Source organism: Bacillus sp. B2-WWTP-C-10-Post-4, assembly GCF_009183805.1.
GTDB lineage: Bacteria > Bacillota > Bacilli > Bacillales > Bacillaceae_G > Bacillus_A > Bacillus_A cereus.
The window spans coordinates 16,932-42,758 of record NZ_WEII01000045.1; the positions used below are offsets into that span (position 1 = coordinate 16,932).

Below are 25,827 nucleotides of genomic sequence, written 5' to 3' on the forward strand. Positions count from 1 at the left end.
GGCTGATGATTAGTGGGGGGTGAACAAAACCCCCACTGATTAAAGTTGCACTTTAATATTCTATAGTTCTATTAAGAAGGAGTATGTGAAAAATATAATGGAGAAAGACATTCAACAAGATAAAGAAAAACCTGTTTTTTATGATCAGAAAGGAAGGAGAAACATAGCCTTTATTTGGTTTCTATGTATCTCAATAGTTAGTGTAAGTGTTGTATTTTATTTTTTCTTTCAAAGTATTTTTTCAACACCAGAAATTCCAAATATGAATACCGCTGTACAACAAGATACTAAACTTGTACCAATTAATCAAAAACTTAGTGATCAGCAGTTAAAGAAGGAAGAATTTAACCCAAATACCGAAACGAAGGATAATAAAAATTTGGTGAATCCGCTGAAGGATAGTAAACATCCTAAAGAAGTGTATGGTTTTTATGTAAACTGGGATGAAAATAGTACCGCTTCTTTAAAAGAAAATATCGATTCATTAACTACGTTAGTACCAGAGTGGTATCATTTAAAAGCAGATTTAACGATTAGAAGTGAGATAAAACCTGAGATTGTAAAACTAGCAAAAAAAAATCATGTGAAGATTATGCCGTTACTTACTAACTATACAGAAAAAGCTTCTGGCCCTGATAGTGAGCTTATCCATAAGTTACTGAATTCGCCGAATGATGTGAAGACGAAATTTATTAATAATTTAGTAAGCGAAGTTAAAAAGAGTCAGTTTTCAGGTATTAATATTGACTTTGAGTCCGTACCTGAAAGTGATAAAGAAAACTTAACAAATTTTATGAAAGAACTTACTAAGGAATTTCATGAACATGATTTGCTCGTTACACAAGATGTTCCAGCTAATGATAAGGCTTTTGATTATAGTGCGTTAGCAAAAATAATAGATCGAATGATTGTAATGATGTACGATGAGCACTATGGAGCCGGGGAACCAGGACCAATTGCTTCAAATAAATGGTTCCAACATACATTGAAAGAACTGAATATTCCGTCTAATAAACTTATAGTTGCTTTCGGTAACTATGGATATGATTGGGAAGTAAATAGTAAAGAAGCTGCAAAGTCTATGACTTTCTCAGAAGTTATGGCAATGGCTCATGATTCAAATATAAAAATTCAATGGGATAAGATGAGTGGAAATCCGTATTTTAGATATAAAACAGGAGAGAAAGAACATACTGCTTGGTTCTTAGACGGTGTTACTCTTTATAATCAAGTGAAAATCGCAATGGACAATCATGCAAAGGGGTTTGCGCTATGGAGATTAGGAGCAGAAGATCCTACAATATGGAAAGTTTTAAAAAATCCTATTGAGGTACAAAAAAATCCTAATGTATTACATAAAATCAGTAGTTTAGATGAAGTGAATTATTCTGGACAAGGTGAAATTTTACAGATTGAGAATGAAAGAAAAAATGGATTGAGAGATTTTAAAGTAGGCAAAGATGAGTATATTACAGATGAAGTATATAGATCCTTACCATCTGCATATGAAGTGCAACGATATGGAAAACCAAATGGGAAACAAGTAGTATTAACATTTGATGATGGACCAGACCCGAAATATACGCCAGAAATATTAGATATATTAAAAGAGAATCAAATAAAAGCTGCTTTTTTTGTACTTGGTGAAAACGCGCAACTAAATACTAGTATTGTAAAAAGAATATACGATGAAGGGCATGAAATTGGCAATCATACTTTCAAGCATCCTAACATAGCAGATACGTCTTTACTACGAACGAAAGTAGAACTTAATACGACGCAACGTTTAATTCAGGAAGTAACTGGACATTCTACGGTTTTATTTAGACCACCATATGAAGCGGATGCTAACCCAGATTCATCAAATGAAATATTGCCTATTTTACGTGCACAAAATATGAACTATACAATGGTAGCGGAAAAAGTTGATCCCGAAGACTGGGCAACACCATCAACAAATGAATTAGTAAAGCGTGCTCTTAATCCCATTTATAAGGGAGAGGGAAATATTATTCTTCTCCATGATGCGGGAGGGAACCGTACACATACAGTAGAGGCGCTCCCAATCATTATTAAAGACCTAAAAAAGCATGGATATAGTTTTGTAACAATTTCAGATTTAATGAATAAAGAACGAGATGAAATTATGCCTCCTGTTTCTTCTGAGGGGAAGCAATATTTACTTTACAATAAAGCTGTCTTTTCAGGGGCAGGATACTTTAAGCATATATTAACAACTATTTTTTATATTGCTATTGGATTAGGGATTTTTCGATTTTTATTCTTAATTTATTTTGCATGGAAGCAGAAAAGAAAAACGTTATCTCGCTATATTAATTCGTCCTATCAACCTTTTGTTAGTGTTGTCATAGCAGCATATAATGAAGAAAAGGTGATAGCCAAGACAATTCACTCAATTTTGGATAGTAATTATAGAGAATTTGAAGTTATTGTTGTGGATGACGGATCGACAGATGGTACGTCAAAAGTAATGAAAGAAACATTTTATAAACACCCTAAAGTTCGTCTCATTCAGAAAGAAAACGGCGGGAAATCATCGGCAATGAACCTAGGGTTTCAACAATCGCGAGGAGAAATCATTGTCACTTTAGATGCGGATACTATTATTGCGCAAGACGCCATTTCTCTAATGGTTAGACACTTTGAAGATCAGAATGTAGCTGCAGTTTCAGGTAATGTCAAAGTGGGGAATAGACGGAATTTGTTAACTACTTGGCAACATGTTGAGTACATTACAGGGTTTAATTTAGAACGTAGAGCTTTTGATGAGTTAAATTGTATTACAGTAGTTCCAGGAGCTATTGGGGCGTGGCGCAAAAAGAATGTAGTTGAATCTGGATATTTAAGCGAAGATACGTTAGCAGAAGATACGGATCTTACTATTACATTTTTACGTCAAGGGCATAGAATTGTATATGAAGAAAAAGCGCATGCTTTTACGGAATCACCTGAAGATGTGAAAAGTCTCATTAAACAGCGGTATCGTTGGTCATATGGTACACTTCAATGTCTTTGGAAACATCGAAAAGCGTTATGTAATCCAAAGCATAAAACATTAGGATTTATTGCACTGCCTAATATGTGGTTATTCCAATATGTGCTGCAATTCATTGCTCCTTTTGCAGATATATTAATGATTATAGGACTATTTAGTAGTAATCCGCTAAAAGTTTTAGGATTTTATCTTGTTTTCTTTTTAATGGATCTTCTCGCTTCTCTATTCGCATTTAAATTAGAGGAAGAGAACCCAAAACCACTAGCATGGTTAATTTTACAACGCTTTATTTATCGTCAATTTATGACTTATGTTGTCATTAAATCTATATTCTCATCAATTCGAGGAGTAGCGGTAGGGTGGAATAAATTAAAGAGACTGGGGAGTGTTAAACATTCCACGGAACATAAGGAGGCATCATAAAAGGGCAGACTATCTGCTCTTTTTTTCATTGGTTTTAGTTAGTTGAATGTAGAGGTGTAGTATAAAAACTGCTGCTTCTATAATGAGATTCCTATTCATCATTAATGGTGAGACATTATGTTAAGCTAATCCTTTAGTTTCGGATTAAAGTTTTTTTATATTTTTTTAAAATGACGGACACAAAAACGCATATACCTTCGAATTATATATATGGATAACATAAATATGTATATAAAAGGGGAGAAATAAGATGAAAGAAAAAAAAGAAATGTTTCAAGAAATCGCTGAGGTGTTAAAGGTATTGGCGCATCCAGTTCGTCTATCTTTAGTAAAAATAATGCTTGCAAAAGGTCCTACTAATGTAACAACAATGTATGGGGATTTACAAATGCCTCAAAGTACAATTAGTCAACATTTATCTAAACTAAAAGCTGCTAAAATGGTTACAGGTACTCGGAAAGGATTAGAAATTTATTATGAGGTAACTGACAATCGCACAAAATCAATATTAGCATGTTTAGTTTAAATGATGATTTCTATTTCAAAATAAAAAGCGCTATTCTTTTCTATGATTTTACAGAGAGAATAGCGTTTTTTATTTTTAAGGAGTATCTTTTTATATGCCTATAGAATGGAGTGAAAGGTTCATGGGTTTAAATGTACCTACTATTACCTTAGGTTCTAATGCGTCTAATAATGAAAAAATTCTCGGTTTAGGGGTGCTTCTTTATAGCTTACGTACAATTGAGATTAGAAAAAGTAGAGCGAGCGTTTAATGAGGCTGAAGTAGTGTTTATATGCGAAACTTTATAGAAATCTCATTTTTCTAATTGTATCTTTTTAGATTGATGGATGTGGGGTCACGTCCATCAATCTAAGAAAACAAGTTAGCTAAAAAATGATGAAAATAAACTTTATAGAAATAAAAAATATGAACGTAGAGGATGAAACAAAGTATATAGTGCTTTTTTAGTCATGTAATCTTTTAATCTGATGATCTTTTCCCCATTCAAACAGATTATCCATTATTTGCATTAAAGATTTTCCGTATTCACTTAGTGTGTACTCAACCTTTGGTGGAACTTCTTGATATACGGTACGATAGATAATCCCATCAGCTTCAAGTTGCCGAAGTTGTTGTGTAAGAACCTTTTGTGTAATGTTTGGGATTTCTCGTTTAATTTCATTTGTTCGCATTTTTCCATCTGACAAAATACATAAAATATGAACTTTCCATTTTCCACCGATTACATCGAGTGTTGTTGCAATTGGGCAATTATCATTTTGATTCATATAACACCTCCACAGGTACTTTAAGGTTCCTATAGCACTTTAAAGTACGTACTTTTCAATTATATGTGACTCATTCATACTAATACGTAAAGGGTTGAATAATTTATAAAGGGGATGAAAAAAGATGAAAACACTTGTAATTGTAGCACATCCTGATATTGAAAAATCAAAAATTAATAAAAGATGGATTGAAGAACTTGAGAAATATTCGGATGAAATTACGGTGCATGAATTGTATAAAGTGGCACCGAATTGGGAGTTTAATATTGAAGAAGAGCAAAAGTTATTAGTAGAACATGACAGATATATATTTCAATTTCCGCTTTACTGGTACAGCTCACCACCATTATTAAAAAAATGGTTCGATGATGTATTAACATATGGATTTGCGTACGGATCTAAAGGAGATAAAGTGAAGGGGAAAGAATTTGGTGTAGCTATTTCTATAGGTGGATTAGAAAAAGACTATGAAAATAGTGGGATTACAATGTATGAGTTGACGAAACCATTCCAAGCTACATGCTTATACACAGGTATGGAATTTATACCTTCCTTTTATTTATATGGTGCAGAATATAAACTAGGTGATGAAGAGATTGATAAAAGTGCACCTGAGTATGTGCAATATGTGATGAACAAGAAGTATTCTAATATATAATGGGAAATATCCATTTACTTGTAAAGTAAATGGATATTTTATATTCTTCTTATATTCACTAAGTGTAATCTTTAGTAAATTAATAGTTAATCTGGTAAAATAAAAAAACCTAACATATATAAAGGGGAGTTTTACTTGAGAACGATGCGACAATTATTACAAAAGAGAGCAATGCAATCACCAAATTTGGAAGCGCTTGTAGGGGGGAAGAAAAGATATTCGTTTCAGCAATATAATGAACGAGTAAATCAGTTTGCACATTATTTGTTATATAATGGTGTGCAAAGAGGAGATCGTATAGGAATACTATGCAAAAATAATCACCCATTTCCAAGCGTTATGATGGCAAGTTTAAAAATTGGAGCGGTATTTATTCCGCTAAATCATCAGCTGACTGTTTATGAATTAGAAACGATTGTAAAAGAAGCGAAATTAAAAGTGTTAGTTATTGATGAAGAATTTAATGAAGTGTTATTAAAGGTTGATGCTGTTAAAGAAATTCCTTATGTAATTCAAACAACAAAAGAAGGCTTTGGTTCATTTGAATTAGAGTTGCAAAAACAGCCAACGACAGAACCGAACGTAGAAGTTCATGAAGAAGACGATGCCATTTACTTGTTTACATCAGGAACGACTGGACAGGCAAAAGCATGTGTAATTGGACATAAAAACTTACATCATTATTTTGCTGAAATTGCGGGACAAAGAGAAATCCCAGCAGGTGAACGCTTTTTATCTGTGCATCCATTGTTTCATATGAGTGGCGTGCTTTCTATTTTAAATTGTATTTATCATGGCGTTACAATGATCTTCTTAGCTGATTCGAATCCTGCTCTTATTTGGGATAAGATTGAAGAAGAGAAAATTACTACGATGCTTGCTTTCCCAGCCGTTTATAGTTACATGCTTGATGAACTGAATAAAAAAGAACGTAACATTTCAACCTTTAAAGTAGCACAAAGCGGTGGTACAAAAGTGCCAGAAACACTCATTCAAAAATATATGGAAAAAGGCATATATATGGTGCAAGGCTATGGTAGTACAGAAGGTTGGGTTGTAACCTCATGGCATCCAATGATGGGAAAAGAAAAGATGTCTTCTGTAGGAAAGACCTTGAAAAATGTAGAGGTGAAAATTGTTCACCCAGAAACAGGACATGAACTAACAACAAATGAAGTTGGAGAGATTCATGTGAAAAGTCCATACATGTTTAAAGGATATTGGAATAATGAAAAGGCGACAAAGAAGGTAGTAAAAGATAGCTGGTTTAACATGGGCGATGCTGGCATGATAGATGATGATGGATTCCTGCATATTATGGGAAGATATAAAGACGTTATTATACGCGGTGGTGACAACGTATATCCAGATCAGGTAGAAGATGTTATTCATGAAATACATGGTGTTTTAGAAGTTGCAGTAGTTGGAGTTCCAGATGACTTTTGGGGAGAGGTTCCAAGAGCTTACATTGTGAAGGATGGCGAAACAACATTAACAGAAGAAAGTATTATTCAGTATTGTAAGGAGAAGTTAGCAAGTTATAAAATACCAGAAGTAGTATTCATAGATGAGTTACCGAAAAACGCTTTAGGAAAAGTGTTGAAGAGGGAATTACGAGATGCAGTTCTTGTGAAATAGAAAATTATGAAACGATGGAGAACCCAGTTATGTATAAAGCATGACTGGGTTTTTATGTATCAAAAACATAATGATTTACTAGATTTTGTATTTTGTGTAAGATAATAAAGAATATTCAATTAATATTTCGAGGGATGAAATTAAATGAAGCTATCGTTATTAGAAGTAGAGACGGATAGACTCATTATCCGTCCATTTCAAAAAGCTGATTATGAAAGTTGGTTAGATCGATTTTCTTATTGATTATAAAAATAAAGAAATGGACAAATAAGGAGAAAAGAAAATGAAGACTATAAATATATTTCATTACGACGCATTTACGAATAAACCAAATAAGGGAAATCCAGCAGGTATTGTATTAGAAGCAGATGGATTAACGGAAGAGGAAATGCAAATTATTGCTGAAAAAGTTGGATATAACGAAACAACTTTTGTTCTTTCCTCAGAAGTAGGAGATATAAGAATGCGCTATTTTACACCTGGTTTTGAAATGGAGTTATGTGGTCATGGGACAGTAGGGACGATATATGCCTTGCGCGAAAAAGGTTTATTAGAAGAGAAAAGTAACCTTATGATTGAAACGAAGGCTGGGATTTTACCGATACAAATAGGTGTAAATGAAAATGGAGAAACCTTTATTAAAATGAGACAGGCAGCACCTCAGTTTAAAGAATTTACAGGTTCAGCAGAAGAATTAGCTCATAGTATCGGTTTAGAAGTAAATGATTTAGATGTAAGTTTACCGATTGTATATGGAAGTACTGGTAATTGGACTGTAATTGTACCGATTAAAAATCTTAATGCATGTGAGAGAATGAAACCTAATAATGCTGCATTTCCATCAGTATTAAAAGAAATACCTAATGCTTCTATTCACCCAATTTGTCTAGAAACTTATGATGAAATAGCACAAATGCACGGCCGTCATTTTTCATCAGCTTACGCTGGGACGATTGAAGATCCAGTGACAGGAACAGCTTCAGGTGTAATGGGAGCGTATTATGCGGAGTATTTAGAGAAAGGTTTTGAACATGAATTGAGTTTAATCGTTGAGCAAGGACAGGAAATAAATAAAGATGGTCGTGTAACTGTTTATGTAACGAAAGGGATAGAAAACGAAAAGTTACAAATAGATATTGCTGGAACAGCGGTGTATGCGAAAGAGTTTGAAGTTTCAATATAAAGTGAAACTTTAATCAGTGGGGTCTTACTGCCCGGTGAATAGCGGGATAAAAAGAAAGCCCGGAATACATCCGGACTTTCATTATCTGTTCAATACTTCTATGTACGAAGCATTTCCAGTTGTTCTTAAAGCGGAGCGGAAATTATTATTTTCTAACGCCTTAGCAACTTGTTGTAACTGCTGTGCATCATCATGATGAATAAGTAAGCTGTCAGCACCGCTTTCCTCTATATGAATGTGTTCGACATTTCCGATTGCATCATGTACAGCTTTTAAAAATTCAGGTTTCATATTGTCCTCCTATATGTATGTAACGTTGTAATTTAGTATTTCCTTATTTATGAAATATAAAAGTAAATGAAAGGAGAAATAAAAATGAATATAAAGCAGTTTAATGAACATATAACATCACTATTTGGAGAGCATCTTCATAAATATGGCGATGATGAATATGGTTTTACTTATATAAGTAAAGATGAATTTCACAAAATCGGTTACACAACAAATTTAACGTTAGAAACTATTGAAGAAGCGTATCGAAATGGAGTCGATATGATAGTTACACATCATGCGCCGTGGAGTTTTTTATTTGGTATGGAAGAGGCTTGTATTGAGAAATTGAAGCAATATGAAATGAATCATTTTTGGATTCATTTGCCGTTAGATTTTGTAAAGTTTGGCACGTGTACATCGTTATTTAACGCAATTGGGATAGATACAATACTGGAATATTCAACCTATGAGGAAGAAGAACTACCGGGAATAGGAGAATATAAAGAAGCGATTCCTTTTTCAAACTTAGTTGGAAAACTTGAAGAAAAAATGGAAGAGAAAGTGAAGAGCTGGAGAAATCACGATAAACCAGTAAAACGGATTGCGATCTTAACCGGTGCAGGAAACAATACAAATTTGATTGAACGTGCATTAGAAAAAGGATGTGACACGTACATAACAGGTGAAAAAACATTATATACAGTGCAACATGCGAAATTTAAAGGAATTAATTTAATTGTAGGCAGTCATACGTTTACAGAAGTGTTTGGTGTAGAAAGTTTGGTTCTTAAGTTAAAAGAAAGAGATAATTCAATAGAAATTACTAGATTAAATGAATATCATTTGGAGTGAAGAAATCACATCGCATTACCATAAATGGAATGAACTTTATGATGGAATATTGAAGGAAGCAGTTGAAATGAAATAAAATTACCTTTTGTTATATTAAGATTTTTAGGAGGAATTCCCTTATGTTTGTCAAATAATAGTAAAGTTGTCTTTTGAATTAAGGAAATATTCGGAGTTGAAGGGTGAGAGAATGGACATTTCAATAATCACTGCACAACTAGTTAAGTAAAAAGTTATTTCACATTATCCAAATAGCGTAAAAGCATTAAACGGGGGAACGACAAGTACTATATATTTGTTAGATGAACAATACGTTATAAAGTTGAATGAATCGGATGTCATACGTGAAGAAGCTTATTTTCTTCAGTTTTATAAAAAGGACGAATTATTTCCAAAGCTTTTATATAAGGAACCTTTAAATCGCTATATTGTTTACTCATTCCTTGAGGGCACAACTTCTTGCAAACTAGGCCATAAACGGAGTGTTCTTAGTAAACTTGTAAAGGAAGTTATCAATAAGTATGAAGTAGCTACAGAGGTTGATGGCTGGGGATGGAAAGAAAGCCCAGTTCAATCTTGGAATGAATTTTTAACGACAAATGTGATGGAAGCTCATGAAAATGTAAGACGTTACATAAGTGAGGAAGAGTATAGAACGGTTTTTAAGTTAGCAAATAGTCCAAGTAGGGGGACTGGAATAAATCAGCCATTTTTATTGCATGGTGATCTTGGATTTCATAATTTTATATTTCAAGGGAATAAACTGCACGGTGTAATTGATCCTTTACCAGTGTTAGGAGATCCTATATATGATTTGATTTATGCGTTCTGTTCAACCCCGGAAGATTTAACAAAAGAAACAATCGATTATGCGATGAAACAATGTGTATTTTATAAAAAAGACCGTGATTTATATGAAGAAATAGTCATAGGATTATATTTGCGTATAGATACATGTTTACGGCACCACCCGAAAGATTTAGAAGATTATTTAGCAGCTTGGCGTTATTGGATGGACGAGGTTGAGGTGACTTTATAGTACAAATATTTTGGGGGAGATAGTGAGATGAATGTTGCAGAAGCCAAAAAGGATTTACTGTAATTCCATTGTCAGTTACAGTTGTTTATTTACTTACTTTTATAAGTTTATTAATTGGAAATGAAAAAGTAGATTATTATCAACAAAAATCAGTTTAATAAAAATATAGGGATAGGGGGAATTATGATGAAAAATTACGTTTGTACAACGTGCGGTGTGCAGTATGCAGCGAGTGTAGAGGAACCGGTGAGTTGTCATATTTGTGATGAAGAGAGGCAATATGTGAATCCGAAAGGGCAGTCTTGGACGACTTTAGAAAATTTGCAAACAGATGATACATATAAAAATGAAATAATCGAAGAGGAAAATGGACTTTATAGTATTACGACAAAACCAGGATTTGCGATCGGTCAAACGGCATTTATAGTGAAAACAGAGTCATATCGTTTACTATGGGACTGCATTACGTATTTAGATGAAACGACAATTGCGAAAATAAAAGAGCTTGGTGGATTAGATGCGATTGCATTGTCTCATCCTCATTATTATTCAACGCAAGTAGAATGGGCAGAGACATTTGATGTACCAATTTATATACATGAAGATGATAAAGAATGGGTGATGCGCCCAAGTAGTCGTATTATTTATTGGTCTGGTGAGTCTTTACAATTAGCGGATGGGATTACTGTACATCGTCTTGGAGGACATTTTAGTGGTGGTTCTGTATTGCATTGGGAAGAAGGTAATGATGGAAAAGGGATTTTGTTAACAGGTGATATTATTCAAGTTGTAGCGGATGAGCGGTGGGTAAGTTTTATGTATAGCTATCCAAACTTAATTCCATTACCAGCGAGAAAAGTGGAAGAAATGGTGAACCGAGTGAAGCCGTTACAGTTTAATCGTTTATACAATGCTTTTCATCGAGTAGTAAAAGAAAATGCAGATGAGGCAGTTGAACGTTCTGCTGAAAGATATATAAAAGCAATAGAAGGAAAGTTGTTTCATACGTAAAAGGAGAGTAGCTTAATGAAAACGTTAGTATGCTTTGGAGATAGTATTACAGCTGATGAAACATTTTTTGATGGAATGCCGAGATTAACACCACGTTTGCAAGAGATGTTTCCGAAGTGGAAAGTAGTGAATGCAGGTGTTCCAGGGGATAATACATTCGATGCGTTAAATAGGATTGAAGAAGATGTAATATCATATAAACCAGATTTCGTAACAGTTTTTCTTGGTACGAATGATGCGGTTTCTTTTTCTCAAGTGTCATTACAAGCATATAAAGAAAACTTAGAGAAGATTGTGAACCATATTTCATCAGATAAAGTACTACTGATTAGTCCTGCACCAGTTGATGAAGAAAGACAGCGTAATAGAACAAATAGAGTGCTTGGTCAGTATGCAGACGTGGTGGAGAAAGTGGCGAGGGAAACAGGAAGTTATTTTCTAAACGTATTCGCTGAAATGATTCAAGAACGGGATTATAAAAGATTTGTAGAAAATGGTGAAAAAGATGGATTACACTTTGGACCAGAAGGCTATGAGTATGTAGCGAGGTTAATTGGTGAAAAGTTAAAAGGAATTTTATAAGGAGCAAAGCACTTAGTGTTTTGCTTTTTCTTGTTTTTTTGCAGTCTATAAACTTATTCACCGCTGTAATTTGCACAGATAATTTGTTTTTTTATATGCGTAAAAGGTTAGCTCTGTTTTAAAGTAATATAAATTTATTTTTAAAAATTTATATTTCGTAGTTGAAAATCAATAAAGGTGTAACTATAATAGTTACAGTGAGTTTGTTATTTTGAAATATACACATTGAATTACAAGAATGAAAGGAGTTTTTATGTAAATCAAAAAGTTATAAAAATCTATTAATTTTTATAATAAGATAAAAAGCTTTTCGGTTCATACACATTATTAAATATGTTAATTCTAATAGAAAACTAGAGGTGGAAAGATGAAAAATTTTAAAGGTATGTTGATATCATCACTTGCAATTACAACTTTTGCTGGGGTAGGTACGACATTTGTAACAAATACAGTATATGCTGCTAATGACAATTCTAGTAAAATACTAGTTCGTTCTAATAAGAGTATAAATACAACAACTAGCTCGAGATTGCCTGTATTATCAGTCAATCCTTATGATGAACCTAGATTTTCGAGACAGGGATATCTTGAAGAGGCACCTTTAGGAATTAATGCTCCTTATGCTTGGGGAATTAAAGGAGGAGATGGTCAAGGAGCAACTTTTGTAGATTTGGAAGAAGGCTGGTTATTAAATCATGAAGATTTAGTCGGTCAAAATATTGAATTTATGTCTGGAAAAATGAGTAATGATCTTTCTCATGGTACTTCAGTTCTAGGTGTTGTTTCTGCAGCTGACAATCGGATTGGGAACATTGGGATTGCACCAAAAGCAAAGGCAAAAGTAATTTCAGTGATCCGAGATAATGGGAGAATCGATGTAAGAGATGCTATTTTAAGTGCCGTAGATTCTTTACAGGCTGGAGATGTTTTATTAATAGAGGAATCCTTTAAATATGATGGATATGGAGATGACCCTTTACCAGTAGAAGTATACCCGAGTATATTTAACGCAATTCGCAAAGGTACAGATAAAGGCATTATTATTGTAGAAGCAGCTGGTAATGGTGGGATTGATTTAGATGAATTTAAAGACCGTAATGGTAAACAGATTTTAAATCGAAATAGTCCAGACTTTAAAGATTCAGGAGCTATTATAGTTGGAGCATCTACTGCAAGAGTTCCTCATAAACGTTTAGGTTTCTCTAACTATGGTAGTAGAATTGATGTATATGGTTGGGGAGAGTATGTTGACACATTAGATACATATCAAAATCAAAATAGTAAAGGACAAAAAGTTACAGATCAGAGTATAATGAATCGTTATACTTCTAATTTCCGTGGTACTTCTAGCGCTTCGCCTATAATCGCTGGGGCTGCTGTATCAATTCAAGGGATTGCTAAAGAACATTTAGGTAAGGCATATACACCAAAAGAATTGAGAGTAATTTTAAGTAATCCTAATACAGGCACAAAGTCTAATGACCCATCATCTGATAAAATAGGGGTTTTACCAGATTTAAAAGCGATTTTGTCTAACCTTGGTTTTCATAGTGATTTGACTACCAATGATTCTATGGTATTTCCAGATAACGTAGAAAAAAATGAAGGAAAAGAAAATTCAACTTTCGTATTTCCAGGTGAAGAAACAAAAAAAACAGGGGATAAAAATTCAACTGTAACATTCCCAGAAGAAGATTTAAAACAGGAGGAAAAAGAAGAGGGATTAATTGTTTTTCCTGATTAATAAAAAAATACTACCTTCCATTTGGAGGTAGTATTTTTTATTTCTTGTCATTAACAAGCAGGCATGAAATTTGTATTTGTTTATCTTTCATAATGAACTTAACCACAAAGTCGAATGTTTGACTGTTAATTAACTTTTTCGTCTCAATCAATTACATGAATCAATCTAGAAATGCTTGCTGCAATGCTTTCAGTCCATCGCTGTATATACCATGAAACAGATTTATTGCCTCTTCATCACTAACCGCAACAGGAGTGAACGTACCAGACCACTCTACTAACGATGTGTTACTTTCAGTACCTTCTTTAACTTGGATTGTAGATAAATAATTAGTGACCGGGAACGGTGCATTCATGATTGAATACGTGTAGTAGCGTTCCTTATCATTGAATACTTCTAAGCGTTCTATAATTGTTTCACCATCTGGATTAGCTAGATGACGTACACGACCGCCTTCAGTTAATTTACTGCTAGGTATATAAGGTAACCAGTCTGGAAGGGAGTTGAAACCTCCTATTAATTGCCATACTTGTTCAGTTGATCCGAAAATTTCCATAGATATAGTAGTATATGCCATGTTCATTACGCTCCTTTTCATCCCGGTATTTACGGGTAAATAATCAGTAGAGAATAAATCGCCCCACTGATTAAAGTTTCACTTTATAGGTCCATAACTTATAGTGAGAACGAATTTTATCGTGGATTTTTTATTTAATGTATAATTATAAAGTTAAAACTATATACTTTTAATAATTAAATTATATAATAAATATAGAAACGAAAATTTATGAGCAAGGAAGTTGAAAAATATGACATTAACAATGGGCTTTATTGGATTTGGAAAGTCAGCTAACCGCTATCACTTACCTTATGTAAACACGCGTAATAATATAAAAATAAAAACGATTTTTGTACGTCAAATAAATGAAAAATTAGCGGCTCCATATAAGGAAAAAGGTGTTTACTTCACTACTGATTTGGACGAATTGTTGAATGACAAGGAAATTCAAGTGGTGACGGTCTGTACGCCAGCACATACGCATTACGAATTAGCGAAAAAAGTTATACTTGCTGGAAAGTCAGTTATCGTTGAAAAACCATTTTGCGATACAGTGGAACATGCGAAAGAATTATTAGCTTTAGGACGAGAAAAAGGTGTAGTAGTTATGCCTTATCAAAACCGCCGTTTTGATGGTGATTTTTTAGCTGTGAAGCAAGTAGTTGAACAAGGATTCCTTGGTGATATTATTGAGATTGAATCACATATTGATTATTTCCGTCCTGGTTCAATCACTCATGAAGCTCCAAAAGAAGAAGGTTCATTTTATAGTTTAGGTATTCATACGATGGACCGTATGATTTCACTATTCGGCCGTCCAGATACGGTGACATACGATATTCGTAATAATGAAATGGAAGGTGCGGTTGATAACTATTTCGATGTTGGTTTACATTACGGAAATCAGTTGAAGATTAAGCTGAAAACGAACCATGTCGTAGCAAAAGATTATCCACGCTTTATCGTCCATGGAACAAATGGATCATTTATTAAATATGGTGAAGATCAGCAGGAAAATGATTTGAAAGCGGGTGTTATGCCTGAGAGTGCAGGATTTGGTGAAGATTCACCGATGTACTATGGAGTTGCTAAGTATCGTAATGCAAATGGTGACTGGATTGAAAAACAAATTAAAACGCCACTTGGTGATTACGGTCGTTTCTATGATGCCGCGTATGAAACAATTATAAATGGTGCACCAAAACTTGTGAAAGACGAAGAAGCGGTAACGAATATTGAAATCTTAGAAAATGGATTTGCTGCCCCATCACCTTCAGTTTACAAACTTGAGGCTTTACATTTGAATGAATAGAAGAGAGTTTGCAGTATAAAGGAGGTATGGAAATGGCAAGCGGATCAACACAAGTAAAATACCTCGGCATTTATCAAAAGATTAAACAGCAAATTTTAGATGGTGAATATAAAATCAACGAAAAAATTCCGAGTAGCCCCGTCCTTGCTGAAGAATTTGGTGTTTCAGCCCTTACTATTAAGAAAGCGCTGGATCTATTAGTTAGAGATGGCTACATCATCCGCCGGCGCGGAAGTGGAACAGTGGTGCAAGATTGGCGTCAACAGGAAAAGGCACGAATGATTCAAACTTTAACGGGTACGAAAGCTGTATACGGCAGTGAGGTAGAAAGTAAAATTATCGAGTTTGCGATTGTTGGGGCTGATGAAGTAGTTGCTGAGAAATTGGGAGTTTCAATCGGTGATTTCGTCTATAAAATCATTCGCCTCCGCATCATTCACAGCATTCCGACGATTATGGAGCATACATGGATGCCAATTTCGGTTATCCCAGGTGTTGAGGCTTCTGTTTTAGAGGAGTCGATATACTCACATATTCAAAATAAACTTGGTCTTGAAGTAGGGACATCTGTTGTCAGGGTTAAAGGAATTCGCCCAGATGATAGGGAAAAGCAGTTTATGAACTTAACAAATCAGGATTTCCTAATGCGAGTTGAACAAGTAGCTTATTTAACGGATGGACGAACTTTTGAATATTCTTATGCAGATCATCTACCCGAAACCTTTGAGTTTGAAACAGTCATTACTGCAAAAAATTATAAAGAGATATAAAAATCGGTTGAGGCAAGTATTGTCTCAACTGCTCCTATTATACGTTAATAGAATGAATCCAAGACTTAACATTTGATTTATAGAACTGTAAAGTTTAAAATTACAGTATAGTTTTTAGAAGTGAGTTGTTATCGTCTGTAAAATGTAGATAAATTAAATATTCTCGAATAAATAATATTGCTTGTATTTGATTCTAAACTGTAATTTTTTTTAATACATTTCAATAACCGATGTTTAAAATGTACGTTTCATAACATTAAAGGAGTGAGTTAAATATGGTAATTCTATATACAACAGCAAGCTGTGCCTCATGCCGAAAAGCGAAAGCATGGCTTGAAGAGCATCAAATTGATTATATTGAAAAAAACATCGTATCAAATTCTATGACAGTTGATGAGCTTAAATCGATTCTTCGTTTAACTGAAGAGGGGGCTACTGAAATTATTTCAACTAGATCCAAAACTTTTCAGGACTTAAATATAAATATTGAGGAGCTCTCGCTCAATGAATTTTATACATTAATAATTGAGCATCCACTAATGTTACGTCGCCCAATTATGCTGGACGAGAAAAGATTGCAGATTGGTTTTAATGAGGAAGAAATTCGTAAATTTTTACCACGTAGCGTTCGAACGTTTTTGAACATTGAATTGCAAAAATTGGCCAATTAATAAGTAGTATTTTTAGAAAAAGTTTTTTGAAAGGAGGAAGCAGAAGATGATTGAAGTATGTGTTACAGTTAATTATAATGATAGAAATTATCAAACAAATGTTATTGTGAGTAAAGATACGATTTGGACAAAAATTAAACAGTTGGCAGAAGAACAAGTGAAGAAACAGTGGAGTGTTTAATTTTATTTTCAACTTAAAAAGCTAAATGAAGTTATCAGATATAGGTGGGACCGGATAGAATATAAGAGAATTAATTTTTTATGGCAAGAAGTATTCTATATGTTTTAACGTTCTAACCTATTTGTAATATTTATGGCTACAGTTAATATATGAGAAACAATATTTTTGATCGTAGGAGGAAAATCATGAACAGCGACTTTACCTTGGCCATACACAGTTTAACTTATTTAGCTTTACAGCCAGATCGGATGTCAACAAGTAATGCTATTTCAGAAAGTGCAGGTGTACATCCAGTACGCATTCGCAAAGTACTAAGTTTGTTAAAAAAACATAAGTTTATACAATCGAAAGAGGGGACTGGTGGCGGTTTTATTTTCGCTCGCGATTTAGATGAAATTAATCTTTGGCATATTTATCAGATAACCTCTGAAGGTGCTTTGCAGCCGAAGTGTCCAGAATCAAACAATCAGTGTGTTGTAGGTTCGAACATGCGAAAAGTTCTTTTCGCTATTTTCTTAGGTGCTGAAGAGCATCTAGGTGAATACTTAAAGAATTATACAATGAAAGAAGTTGTTGACCTTATCAATCAAGAGCGTTAAGCGGCTTAATTATTATATAGCCGTGAGTTCTTAACACTTAAATGTAATGAAAAATATTACAGTATAATTGTTTTTATATCTTTTTTATCGTCACAAAAAATATTTATAGGAAGGTGAAACGGTATGATGTCAAATAATAATCATGTTTTAAAAGTAGGAGATTGGGTTCGTGGAATATCAAATGAAGGTGAATTAATAGTTGGTTATATTGTATCACTTGATGATGTAGAGGATATAGTTACAGTTAGTATTGTGAAACGTGACGGCCAGTACACAATAAACGAAGCGATTTTACTCTTTAGTAAACACGTTAACAAACTCCCTGAATCAAAGGTAATAAATAAGGAACAAATCCTTTATCTTATAGATCTTGCATTATTAACAGGGGATGAAGAATGGTTTATCGAGCTTTCTTCAAAATTAAACTCGATAAAAGAGCTAGTTAATGAGGGATTTTAAAATTTAAACTTTTGAGGGTGCACACAATCCGCCTTATGAAGAGGACACAATTACTTTTCGCATAAAAGGAAATGATGTAAAAACGATGCATTACAAACATAGAGCTATCCCTGAAGAAGAGCCGAACAAACTACAATTAAGATGATATTGAAGTGATTTGTTTGTGTATTCCTGATAACGATAATTATGTAAATGAGCTGTCCATATGGGGCAGCTTTTTTGCTTTTTGCTCAGTGTAGCTTTTTAAATTGTATATGAATTCAATATTAATAATATATATCCTAAAATTTGGTTTTTTTATTTTGGAATTTTTTCTTTTTACCTACATTAATTATTTATTAGAATATCTTTTATGTTTAAAATGAAATTTTTTGATAAAGGGGATATAAGTATCTTTATAATGAGTAACCTAGAAAAACAATGTATTATTGTATTTTTTTACTAACTAATTCAGCTTTAAGCGATAAAAACAATGGCTACATGCTAACTGTAAAATATTATCCATATAAAATTATTCCACTTTAATATTTCTGAAAATATAAAAATATTAATTTTATAAATATACACGTTATAATGAGGGCGTCGAGAGAAATTTTATTATCTCTGGAGAAAATATAAAAAATGCGATTACTAGTAAGAAAGGTGTGTGATTAGAGGCGAAATGTATGTAATGTGCTTCAGTGGCTTGTGTAAGCAATATCATCAGTGCTACCGAAGTTATGAAAGTAATGTATAGAATTGAGAAAGAAACGCCTCGCAAATGAAGAGAGGCCGGTTTAGCTAAAATTACTTTTAAAAGTAAAAAAGAGAAACCATTAAAGTAATACACTGTTATTAGAAATGTTGCAACGTATTTATGAAGTCTATTCTATATTGTTCTCTTAAGGGGTCTTTATATAAAGAGCGGATATTACGAGTAAACTTTTTTGTGAACGCTAACAATTATATTAGGACGCTAATTAGCGAATGTTTCAATTTGGATTCATTATGATGAAGGACATACAATGTGGGGCAACTTGTAAGGAATTCATTTTCCAGAAAGGGAATATTTGTTAGGTGCAAAGAGAGATGTAGGAATAGATACAAGGGGGAGTTATTATATGAACGGGAATACTGCAAAGAAAATAGAAGTTCAAGCTGAAAATACCGCACGAAAAAATGAGCAATATGCAGATCCGAAAAAGTGGCATAAGCAGGATACTACATGGGCACTCAGTCTATTTGGAACTGCAATTGGAGCAGGGGTGCTCTTTTTACCGATTAATGCAGGTTCAGGTGGTTTATTATCTTTACTACTAATTACATTACTTGCATATCCAGTTATGTATTACTCACATAGGGCGCTTGCTAAAATGATATACGCTTCTAATTCTGCTGATGAGGGGATCACAGGTACAATTAGAGAGTATTTCGGAAATAAAGCGAGTATCATTTTTAACATCGTATATTTCGGTTCAATTTATACAATCGTACTAATGTATTCGGTTGCGCTTACAAACACTGCAAGTAGTTTTATCGTGCATCAATTGCACATGCCAGAACCTCCAAGAGCTATTTTATCACTTGTATTAGTTCTTGGTCTTATCGCTATACTGAATTTTGGTCAAGATATTACTGTAAAGGTAATGAGTATGTTAGTGTATCCTTTCATAGTTTCTCTACTTTTTATCGCAATATCTTTAATTCCACAGTGGAATACGTCAATGCTTAGTTTTTCAGCTGTTTCAACTGCTTCAACAGGAACAGGCTATTTTGGAACGATATTGATGATTCTACCAATCATCGTATTCTCATTTAATCATTCACCTATGATTTCATCATTTGTTGTGAAACAGAGAGCTACGTATGGAATCGAAGCCACTGATGCTAAATGTGCGCAAATACAAAAGGTTTGTTATATCATGACATTCGCTGTTGTTATGTTCTTCGTTTGGAGTAGCGCATTGAGCTTGACTCCAGATGATATAAAAATGGCAAAAGAACAAAACTTATCAATTCTTTCATATCTTGCTAATGAGCTTAATTCGCCTGTAATCACTATTGCAGCTCCAATTATTGCTTTTGTGGCTATTACAAAGTCTTTCCTTGGCCATTATATCGGAGCATTTGAAGTAATGCGTGACATGATTATTAAGTTCGGTAAATCACGTGGAAAAGATATTGAAGAAAAAACAATTAAGACAATAATCCTTACTTTTGTTGTATTATCATGCTGGTTTGTTGCTTATACAAATCCAAGTATTCTTGGACTTATTGATTCTCTAAGCGGTCCATTAGTTGCTGCTATCTTATGTCTATTACCGATGTATGCGATTCAAAAAGTGCCGGTACTAGCTAAATACAAAGGGAAAATGAGTAACGTATTTGTTATTATTGTAGGTGTACTTACTGTCTTAGCAAGTATTAAATCATTATTCTAATTCACTACTGTTGGTTTTAGTATCAAAATAGTTGGATCTGAGAAAAGAAGGAGCAAGTTTTGAATAGTTTTTTTCAAAACTTGCTCTTAAAATATTCTAATGAATTAATTTTACAAATAAGTTTATTCATATTAGTCATCTAGCATTTTGGTTATATACTCATCCAATATTATCAAGACCTAAATCGAGAAATTTTAAATATCAAGCGCCTAACGTATTATATATCCCTAATATGTTAGGCGTTTTTATTTTGGATAATAAATTTTGAACCTGAATTTGAATAGTATCTCTATTTGATGCTTATTTAATATTGTAAAATTTGTATTGAAAATTCGAGGTTTTAAAAGTACCATATACATATTCAAACATTTGAAGATGTATATGGTACTTTTGAAAATTGAGGAAAAGTAACGGAGGGATTTCAATGGGAAACGAAATGCAACAATTTAAAGCAGATTTCTTTAAAGCCTTAGCACACCCTTTGCGAATAGGTATCTTAGAATTATTGTCAGAAGGTGAAAAAAGCGTAAACGAAATTCAAGATATTCTAAATAAGGAAGGTTCAGCTGTTTCTCAGCAATTAAGTGTACTACGTTCAAAAAACATTGTTGTTGGTAGAAAAGATGGAAAAAGAGTTTTATATTCTTTACGAGACCCTATTATTGTGGATTTATTGGTGGTTGCACGGAAGATTTTTAACAACCATTTAATCGATACGATTTCAATGTTAGAAGAGCTAGATGGAGCAGAAAGTGAAATGATGGCTAAGGAGGGATAGGTTGAGTATTGAGGTTAAGAAAGAAGATATCATCCAACATGGGATTGAAACATTTCGCTCATTAGGAGCTCATTACGTTTGTGAAGTTTGTATAAAAAGTGGAAATTCTTGTTGTTTTTCATGCCAACATTTACAAGATGGAGTTGGATGTCGAAAAAGAAATACTGCTTGTACAGCTTGGTTATGTGGAATTCAAGGTTTTTTATTTGATCAAATAGGATTACTGGATGAATGGAATCGTTTTTGGAGTGAAATTCCAGGACAAATGTTTCGTAGAGATATTACTCCAGATAAGGTAAGGATTAGATCGTTTATTGATACGAAGAAGCTAGATAGTCGAGCCGGAGAACGTCTAGCAGAAAGATTGAAATCCTATGTACAACAAGGTGGAGATATAGGTGAATTGGAGTGTCATTTAAGTAAAACATATAGTAAATATTAGGATGGTTTTTCTTTTTGTGAAAAGGACAATTTTCTGTATAAGGGACCGAGAAATACATTTGTAATCCAGATCTATTAAAAATAGAAAAGAAGGGTTTGTAATGAGAAAGTTATTTACAGGAAGGTTTGAAGGATATTCATTAGCACATTTTCAAAAGGATCTTCTTTCAGGAATGATTGTTGGAGTTGTTGCGATTCCACTTGCTATGTCTTTTGCTATTGCCTCTGGTGTTAAGCCAGAGTATGGGATTTATACAACCTGTATTGCTGGAATACTCATTTCACTGTTTGGTGGTTCGAAGTATCAAATTGGAGGACCTACAGGTGCTTTTGTTCCGATTCTTTTAGGAGTTGTAATTACCTATGGATACGAAAATTTACTACTCGCGGGTTTGTTAGCTGGAATTATTTTATGTCTTATGGGAATCTTCAAGCTAGGCTCTTTAATTAAGTTTATTCCACGTCCTGTAACAATTGGTTTTACTTCAGGTATTGCTGTTATTATTTTTACGGGACAAATTGCTAGTTTTTTAGGTTTAACAGGTATAAAAAAGCATGAGGAATTTCTAGCGAATTTGAAGGAACTCTTCACTCATATCAGTACTACCAATTTTTATAGTGTTATAACTGCTTTGATTTGCTTTTTTGTTATACTCATAACACCAAAGATTTTACCAAAAGTGCCTGGTTCATTAGTAGGTGTTGTTATTTCAACTGTAATTGCAACTGTATTTTTCTCAGGTTATGTACCTACTATTGGTACAGCATATGGTACGATTCCAAATACACTTCCTCATTTTGATATACCAGAAATCACATTAGAACGTATAAAGCAGTTAATTGGTCCTGCATTTGTTATTGCGATGCTCGGTGGAATTGAATCACTTTTATCCGCTGTCGTGGCAGATGGTATGACAAATAGTAAACACAACAGTAACAAAGAGCTTATCGGTCAGGGGATTGCCAATATTGTTACCCCGTTATTTGGCGGAATTCCGGCAACTGGAGCGATTGCACGTACAGCAACTAATATTAAGAGTGGAGCTGTATCTCCGATGGCGGGTGTTATTCACGGAGGATTTGTGTTATTTACACTTCTACTGTTAGCGCCATATGCTTCACATATTCCACTTGCTAGTATGGCCCCGATTTTAATGGTGGTAGCTTGGAATATGAGCGAGCAGAAACATTTTTATCACATACTTAAAATGAAGACGGGAGATTCTCTTGTATTATTGGTAACATTTTTACTTACTGTATTTACTAGTTTAACAACAGCTGTAGAGATTGGTCTTATATTAGCTATTATTTTGTTTACAAAACGTATGAGTAATATGCTTGTCATATCAAAAGTGCTTCCTGATCATACAAAAAGAAATGAAAAATTGCTACCACATGTGGTAAATAAAGCTCATGATTGCCCACAAATTAGCATTTATACAATAGAAGGGCCATTATTTTTTGGGGCTGCTCAAACATTTGAACAAAATATTTTAGCGACTATTCATTATAAACCTAATGTTTTAATTTTACGTATGGGAAAAGTTCCTTTTATTGATACCACAGGAGAGTCTTACTTTAGGAATATTGTTCAGCACTTCAAAAAACAAGGTGGCGTACTTCTTATTTCTGGAATTCAATCAGAGCTAAAAGCCAATCTAGATAAGAATGGATTGTACGCTGAGATTGGGGAAGAAAACTTTTTTAATCATACCGGAGAAGCAATTAATTGTGCTTTAGGACATCTGAATACAAAAAAATGTATAGGGTGTAAGCATTTTGCTTTTCATGAATGTACAGGGCTTTCTCAGCAATCTCAGGAAATCAATACAATAAAGAATAAAGAAAATGCATTAGATTTTTAAAAATTTCACTTCACATACAAAGTTTGTTTGAGTTAATCTACTTTTTTAATCATTTTATTAAAAAAGTAGAGAAGAAGAAAGTTTGCTTTGGAGAATGTGGAGAAGATTTTTTACAAGGTGTGAACAAGTGGTTTTTTTATACATTCAACAAATAAGTATCAAACAGCAAGAAGAGAATATTTTCCGTACATTTAAACGAAAAACGGAAATTAAAAATAATATTTATTTAATAGAATAAACGAAAACGAGTGGAGGAAATAAAAATATGCCTAATTTACCAAATTGTCCAAAATGTAATTCAGAATACACTTACGAAGATGGGAATCTTTTTGTTTGTCCAGAATGTGCTCATGAGTGGACTTTAGAATTAGAAGCTGAAAATAGTGAAGATACAAAGGTAATTAAAGATGCAAATGGAAATATTTTAAACGATGGTGATTCTGTAACAGTAATTAAAGATCTTAAAGTAAAAGGAACTTCATCAGTTGTAAAAATTGGTACAAAAGTAAAGAGTATCCGATTAGTTGATGGAGATCATGATATTGATTGTAAAATTGATGGTTTTGGAGCTATGAAATTAAAATCTGAATTCGTTAAAAAGGTATAAATACAAATTTTGTTACATCAAAATTTGTTTGAAGTTAATGAATATACACTGTTTTTCAGCTGTACCCCGTGCCCGACAACTTAAGAATTTCGAATTACTCCGAAATGATAAAATGAACTTTTTGGTTATGATTCAGCAGATTTTTTTTGAGTACCATGAAATTTTAGCTTGCTAGCGATATAGTACTGCCGAGCTATTTGAAATAGCTATAAGACTATTCTTTCGATGGTATGATGAAAGATGTGGAAAAGGAATAGGTCTCAATCAGACCTCAATATTAATCTTCACCATTAGCAACAAAAAACCACCTCTCATAAAGGTGGTTTTTCAGTATTAATATATTTTAATTAATCACGTCTAAATGGACCTTTTGGAGCAATAAGCTCTAAATTAGTACCATCTGGATCACGGAAGTAGGCAACTCCTGTACCAAATCCAGTTTTCTAGCCGTCTTCTTGAAAGATAATTGGTTCGTCATCTGGGTGCTATCCTATGCCCATCAAGCTAACAAAATGGATTGCCTCTGAAACAAAAAATGATTTTTATTACTATAAAAAACGTAAAGTATCTGTTTTTAGAAAAAATTAATTTTTATAAATTGATGGAGATATAACTCAATTCTTTTATATATGTAGTTAAATATGATTGTCAGAATGAACTTAAAGTAATTATGATTTCTAGAAATGCGAACTGATGTTTTGAATTGGTTTAAAGTTGCTGGAACAAAATAAAACCAATTGAGCAAAAAAACTTGCAAAAATAAAAAGAGAGATGTATATTAATTGATATATCAATAATTGATATATCAATTAATATTTTAACAAGAAAGAAAAGGAACATTTTATGAAGGAAATGTTCGTAAATATCAGTGGAGAAGAACGCAAAATACTTATTCATGTTCTATTACAGATGCAAAAAAATGTAGAGAATATTAAAGAATAGAGAGTGTAGGGGGCAGAATAGTGTGGAAATAATCGCAGCTATTTTAGTCGGGATCGTAGCATTAGAACATTTGTTTATCATGATCCTTGAAATGTTTTTTATTGATTCAAAAGTAGCGAAACGTGCTTTCAAATTACCGAAGCATTTAGAAGGAGATCGAAACGTAGCCATTATGTTTGCAAACCAAGGTTTATATAATGGATTTTTAGCGGCTGGTCTCATTTGGGGACTTGTACTTGGGCTCAATCCAATTGGTTATATGGTCCAATTATTTTTCGTGATTTGTGTGGTGATAGCAGCTATTTTCGGAGGTTTCACATCTAATAAATCAATTATTGTGAAACAAGGACTTCCAGCTGTTTTAGCATTGGTTGCCCTTTTATGTATAATATAGAATCAAAGTTTTTCAATAAAAGAACTCATTTTTGAAAAGAATACGCTATTCTTTCTTTAGAATTATAGGAAAGGATGGCGTTTTTGTATGTCTATTTCTATATGTAGTGAATTATAACTA

At 33.3% G+C, this 25,827-nt stretch carries 26 protein-coding genes and 4 pseudogenes; 26 read left to right on the plus strand and 4 right to left on the minus strand.

Annotated elements, in window-relative coordinates; translation table 11 throughout:
* Positions 1-97 precede the first annotated feature (97 nt).
* The 3 genes from GBN78_RS17755 (at position 98) to GBN78_RS30245 (ending at position 4,215) form a co-directional block, all read left to right on the plus strand.
* Complete coding sequence (locus GBN78_RS17755) at positions 98-3,439, plus strand: trifunctional glycoside hydrolase family 18/polysaccharide deacetylase/glycosyltransferase family 2 protein (protein ID WP_152127574.1); 3,342 nt, start codon at positions 98-100, stop codon at positions 3,437-3,439.
* A gap of 250 nt (positions 3,440-3,689) precedes the next feature.
* Entirely contained in the window at positions 3,690-3,965 is a 276-nt protein-coding gene (locus GBN78_RS17760; RefSeq protein ID WP_000660066.1) for an ArsR/SmtB family transcription factor, read from the plus strand.
* Between the two features lie 94 nt (positions 3,966-4,059).
* Positions 4,060-4,215, plus strand: a complete 156-nt coding sequence (locus GBN78_RS30245) for a hypothetical protein (protein ID WP_001121202.1) — start codon at positions 4,060-4,062, stop codon at positions 4,213-4,215.
* A gap of 193 nt (positions 4,216-4,408) precedes the next feature.
* Here GBN78_RS30245 and GBN78_RS17765 read toward each other — a convergent pair whose 3' ends face one another.
* A complete protein-coding gene (locus tag GBN78_RS17765; RefSeq protein WP_001072981.1) occupies positions 4,409-4,732 on the minus strand; it encodes a winged helix-turn-helix transcriptional regulator in 324 nt (107 codons plus the stop codon).
* Between the two features lie 124 nt (positions 4,733-4,856).
* Here GBN78_RS17765 and GBN78_RS17770 point away from each other — a divergent pair, with 124 nt between their 5' ends.
* The 4 genes and pseudogenes from GBN78_RS17770 to GBN78_RS17780 all read left to right on the plus strand — a co-directional run bounded on the left by GBN78_RS17770 (position 4,857) and on the right by GBN78_RS17780 (position 8,211).
* Positions 4,857-5,390: an NAD(P)H-dependent oxidoreductase gene (locus GBN78_RS17770; protein ID WP_088046459.1), complete on the plus strand. Its 534-nt coding sequence runs from the start codon at positions 4,857-4,859 to the stop codon at positions 5,388-5,390.
* 144 nt (positions 5,391-5,534) lie between these two features.
* Entirely contained in the window at positions 5,535-7,028 is a 1,494-nt protein-coding gene (locus GBN78_RS17775; RefSeq protein ID WP_088046482.1) for a class I adenylate-forming enzyme family protein, read from the plus strand.
* Positions 7,029-7,172: 144 nt separating this feature from the next.
* Positions 7,173-7,265: pseudogene (locus GBN78_RS30250) on the plus strand (GNAT family N-acetyltransferase); the annotation flags it as partial.
* A 46-nt stretch (positions 7,266-7,311) separates the two neighbouring features.
* Positions 7,312-8,211: a PhzF family phenazine biosynthesis isomerase gene (locus GBN78_RS17780; RefSeq protein ID WP_088046458.1), complete on the plus strand. Its 900-nt coding sequence runs from the start codon at positions 7,312-7,314 to the stop codon at positions 8,209-8,211.
* 81 nt (positions 8,212-8,292) lie between these two features.
* Here GBN78_RS17780 and GBN78_RS17785 read toward each other — a convergent pair whose 3' ends face one another.
* Entirely contained in the window at positions 8,293-8,502 is a 210-nt protein-coding gene (locus GBN78_RS17785) for a hypothetical protein (protein WP_000801651.1), read from the minus strand.
* 84 nt (positions 8,503-8,586) lie between these two features.
* Between GBN78_RS17785 and GBN78_RS17790 the strand changes: the two genes are divergently transcribed.
* From GBN78_RS17790 to GBN78_RS17810, 6 genes and pseudogenes are all read left to right on the plus strand, one after another.
* A complete protein-coding gene (locus GBN78_RS17790) occupies positions 8,587-9,336 on the plus strand; it encodes a Nif3-like dinuclear metal center hexameric protein (protein ID WP_088046457.1) in 750 nt (249 codons plus the stop codon).
* Positions 9,337-9,568: 232 nt separating this feature from the next.
* The gene (locus GBN78_RS17795; protein WP_226798485.1) at positions 9,569-10,372 is read left to right on the plus strand and encodes a phosphotransferase; all 804 of its coding nucleotides are present in this window, start codon (positions 9,569-9,571) and stop codon (positions 10,370-10,372) included.
* 41 nt (positions 10,373-10,413) lie between these two features.
* A pseudogene (locus GBN78_RS31185) lies at positions 10,414-10,530 on the plus strand (DUF7010 family protein); the annotation flags it as partial.
* A 25-nt stretch (positions 10,531-10,555) separates the two neighbouring features.
* Positions 10,556-11,383, plus strand: a complete 828-nt coding sequence (locus GBN78_RS17800) for an MBL fold metallo-hydrolase (protein ID WP_001986571.1) — start codon at positions 10,556-10,558, stop codon at positions 11,381-11,383.
* 15 nt (positions 11,384-11,398) lie between these two features.
* Positions 11,399-11,965 (plus strand): SGNH/GDSL hydrolase family protein, encoded by a 567-nt coding sequence (locus tag GBN78_RS17805; protein ID WP_000855202.1) that lies wholly within the window; start codon positions 11,399-11,401, stop codon positions 11,963-11,965.
* Between the two features lie 367 nt (positions 11,966-12,332).
* Positions 12,333-13,709, plus strand: a complete 1,377-nt coding sequence (locus GBN78_RS17810) for a S8 family peptidase (RefSeq protein ID WP_088046456.1) — start codon at positions 12,333-12,335, stop codon at positions 13,707-13,709.
* 160 nt (positions 13,710-13,869) lie between these two features.
* Here the strand turns inward: GBN78_RS17810 and GBN78_RS17815 are convergent, their stop codons facing one another.
* On the minus strand, positions 13,870-14,286 hold the full coding sequence (locus tag GBN78_RS17815) for an SRPBCC family protein (protein ID WP_000332044.1): 417 nt from the start codon (positions 14,284-14,286) through the stop codon (positions 13,870-13,872).
* Positions 14,287-14,518: 232 nt separating this feature from the next.
* On the opposite strand from GBN78_RS17815, the gene GBN78_RS17820 reads away from it, so the two are divergent.
* From GBN78_RS17820 to GBN78_RS17875, 12 genes and pseudogenes are all read left to right on the plus strand, one after another.
* A complete protein-coding gene (locus GBN78_RS17820; protein WP_070183984.1) occupies positions 14,519-15,580 on the plus strand; it encodes an oxidoreductase in 1,062 nt (353 codons plus the stop codon).
* Between the two features lie 32 nt (positions 15,581-15,612).
* Positions 15,613-16,350, plus strand: coding sequence for a GntR family transcriptional regulator (locus GBN78_RS17825; RefSeq protein WP_000146278.1), 738 nt, complete (start codon positions 15,613-15,615; stop codon positions 16,348-16,350).
* A gap of 275 nt (positions 16,351-16,625) precedes the next feature.
* Positions 16,626-17,021: a transcriptional regulator SpxA gene (spxA, locus tag GBN78_RS17830; RefSeq protein ID WP_000236190.1), complete on the plus strand. Its 396-nt coding sequence runs from the start codon at positions 16,626-16,628 to the stop codon at positions 17,019-17,021.
* A gap of 46 nt (positions 17,022-17,067) precedes the next feature.
* Entirely contained in the window at positions 17,068-17,202 is a 135-nt protein-coding gene (locus GBN78_RS17835; RefSeq protein ID WP_000573532.1) for a BA3454 family stress response protein, read from the plus strand.
* Between the two features lie 185 nt (positions 17,203-17,387).
* The gene (gene saiR / locus GBN78_RS17840; protein WP_001083465.1) at positions 17,388-17,801 is read left to right on the plus strand and encodes an Rrf2-family transcriptional regulator SaiR; all 414 of its coding nucleotides are present in this window, start codon (positions 17,388-17,390) and stop codon (positions 17,799-17,801) included.
* Positions 17,802-17,924: 123 nt separating this feature from the next.
* Positions 17,925-18,260 carry an IDEAL domain-containing protein gene (locus GBN78_RS17845; RefSeq protein WP_000987462.1) on the plus strand — a complete coding sequence of 112 codons (336 nt, stop codon included), beginning with the start codon at positions 17,925-17,927 and terminating at the stop codon, positions 18,258-18,260.
* A gap of 7 nt (positions 18,261-18,267) precedes the next feature.
* Positions 18,268-18,405, plus strand: a pseudogene (locus tag GBN78_RS17850) (DUF3888 domain-containing protein); the annotation flags it as partial.
* A gap of 955 nt (positions 18,406-19,360) precedes the next feature.
* Entirely contained in the window at positions 19,361-20,680 is a 1,320-nt protein-coding gene (locus tag GBN78_RS17855; RefSeq protein WP_001014189.1) for an aromatic amino acid transport family protein, read from the plus strand.
* Between the two features lie 424 nt (positions 20,681-21,104).
* Entirely contained in the window at positions 21,105-21,458 is a 354-nt protein-coding gene (locus GBN78_RS17860; protein ID WP_000526189.1) for an ArsR/SmtB family transcription factor, read from the plus strand.
* A 1-nt stretch (position 21,459) separates the two neighbouring features.
* Complete coding sequence (locus GBN78_RS17865; protein ID WP_000021461.1) at positions 21,460-21,900, plus strand: hypothetical protein; 441 nt, start codon at positions 21,460-21,462, stop codon at positions 21,898-21,900.
* A 100-nt stretch (positions 21,901-22,000) separates the two neighbouring features.
* Entirely contained in the window at positions 22,001-23,764 is a 1,764-nt protein-coding gene (locus GBN78_RS17870) for a SulP family inorganic anion transporter (RefSeq protein WP_001228488.1), read from the plus strand.
* Between the two features lie 265 nt (positions 23,765-24,029).
* Entirely contained in the window at positions 24,030-24,371 is a 342-nt protein-coding gene (locus GBN78_RS17875) for a zinc ribbon domain-containing protein YjdM (protein WP_001133198.1), read from the plus strand.
* Positions 24,372-24,718: 347 nt separating this feature from the next.
* Here GBN78_RS17875 and GBN78_RS17880 read toward each other — a convergent pair.
* Positions 24,719-24,853, minus strand: a pseudogene (locus GBN78_RS17880) (VOC family protein); the annotation flags it as partial.
* A gap of 482 nt (positions 24,854-25,335) precedes the next feature.
* Between GBN78_RS17880 and GBN78_RS17885 the strand changes: the two are divergent.
* Positions 25,336-25,707, plus strand: coding sequence for a DUF1304 domain-containing protein (locus GBN78_RS17885; RefSeq protein ID WP_000402471.1), 372 nt, complete (start codon positions 25,336-25,338; stop codon positions 25,705-25,707).
* Positions 25,708-25,827 lie beyond the last annotated feature (120 nt).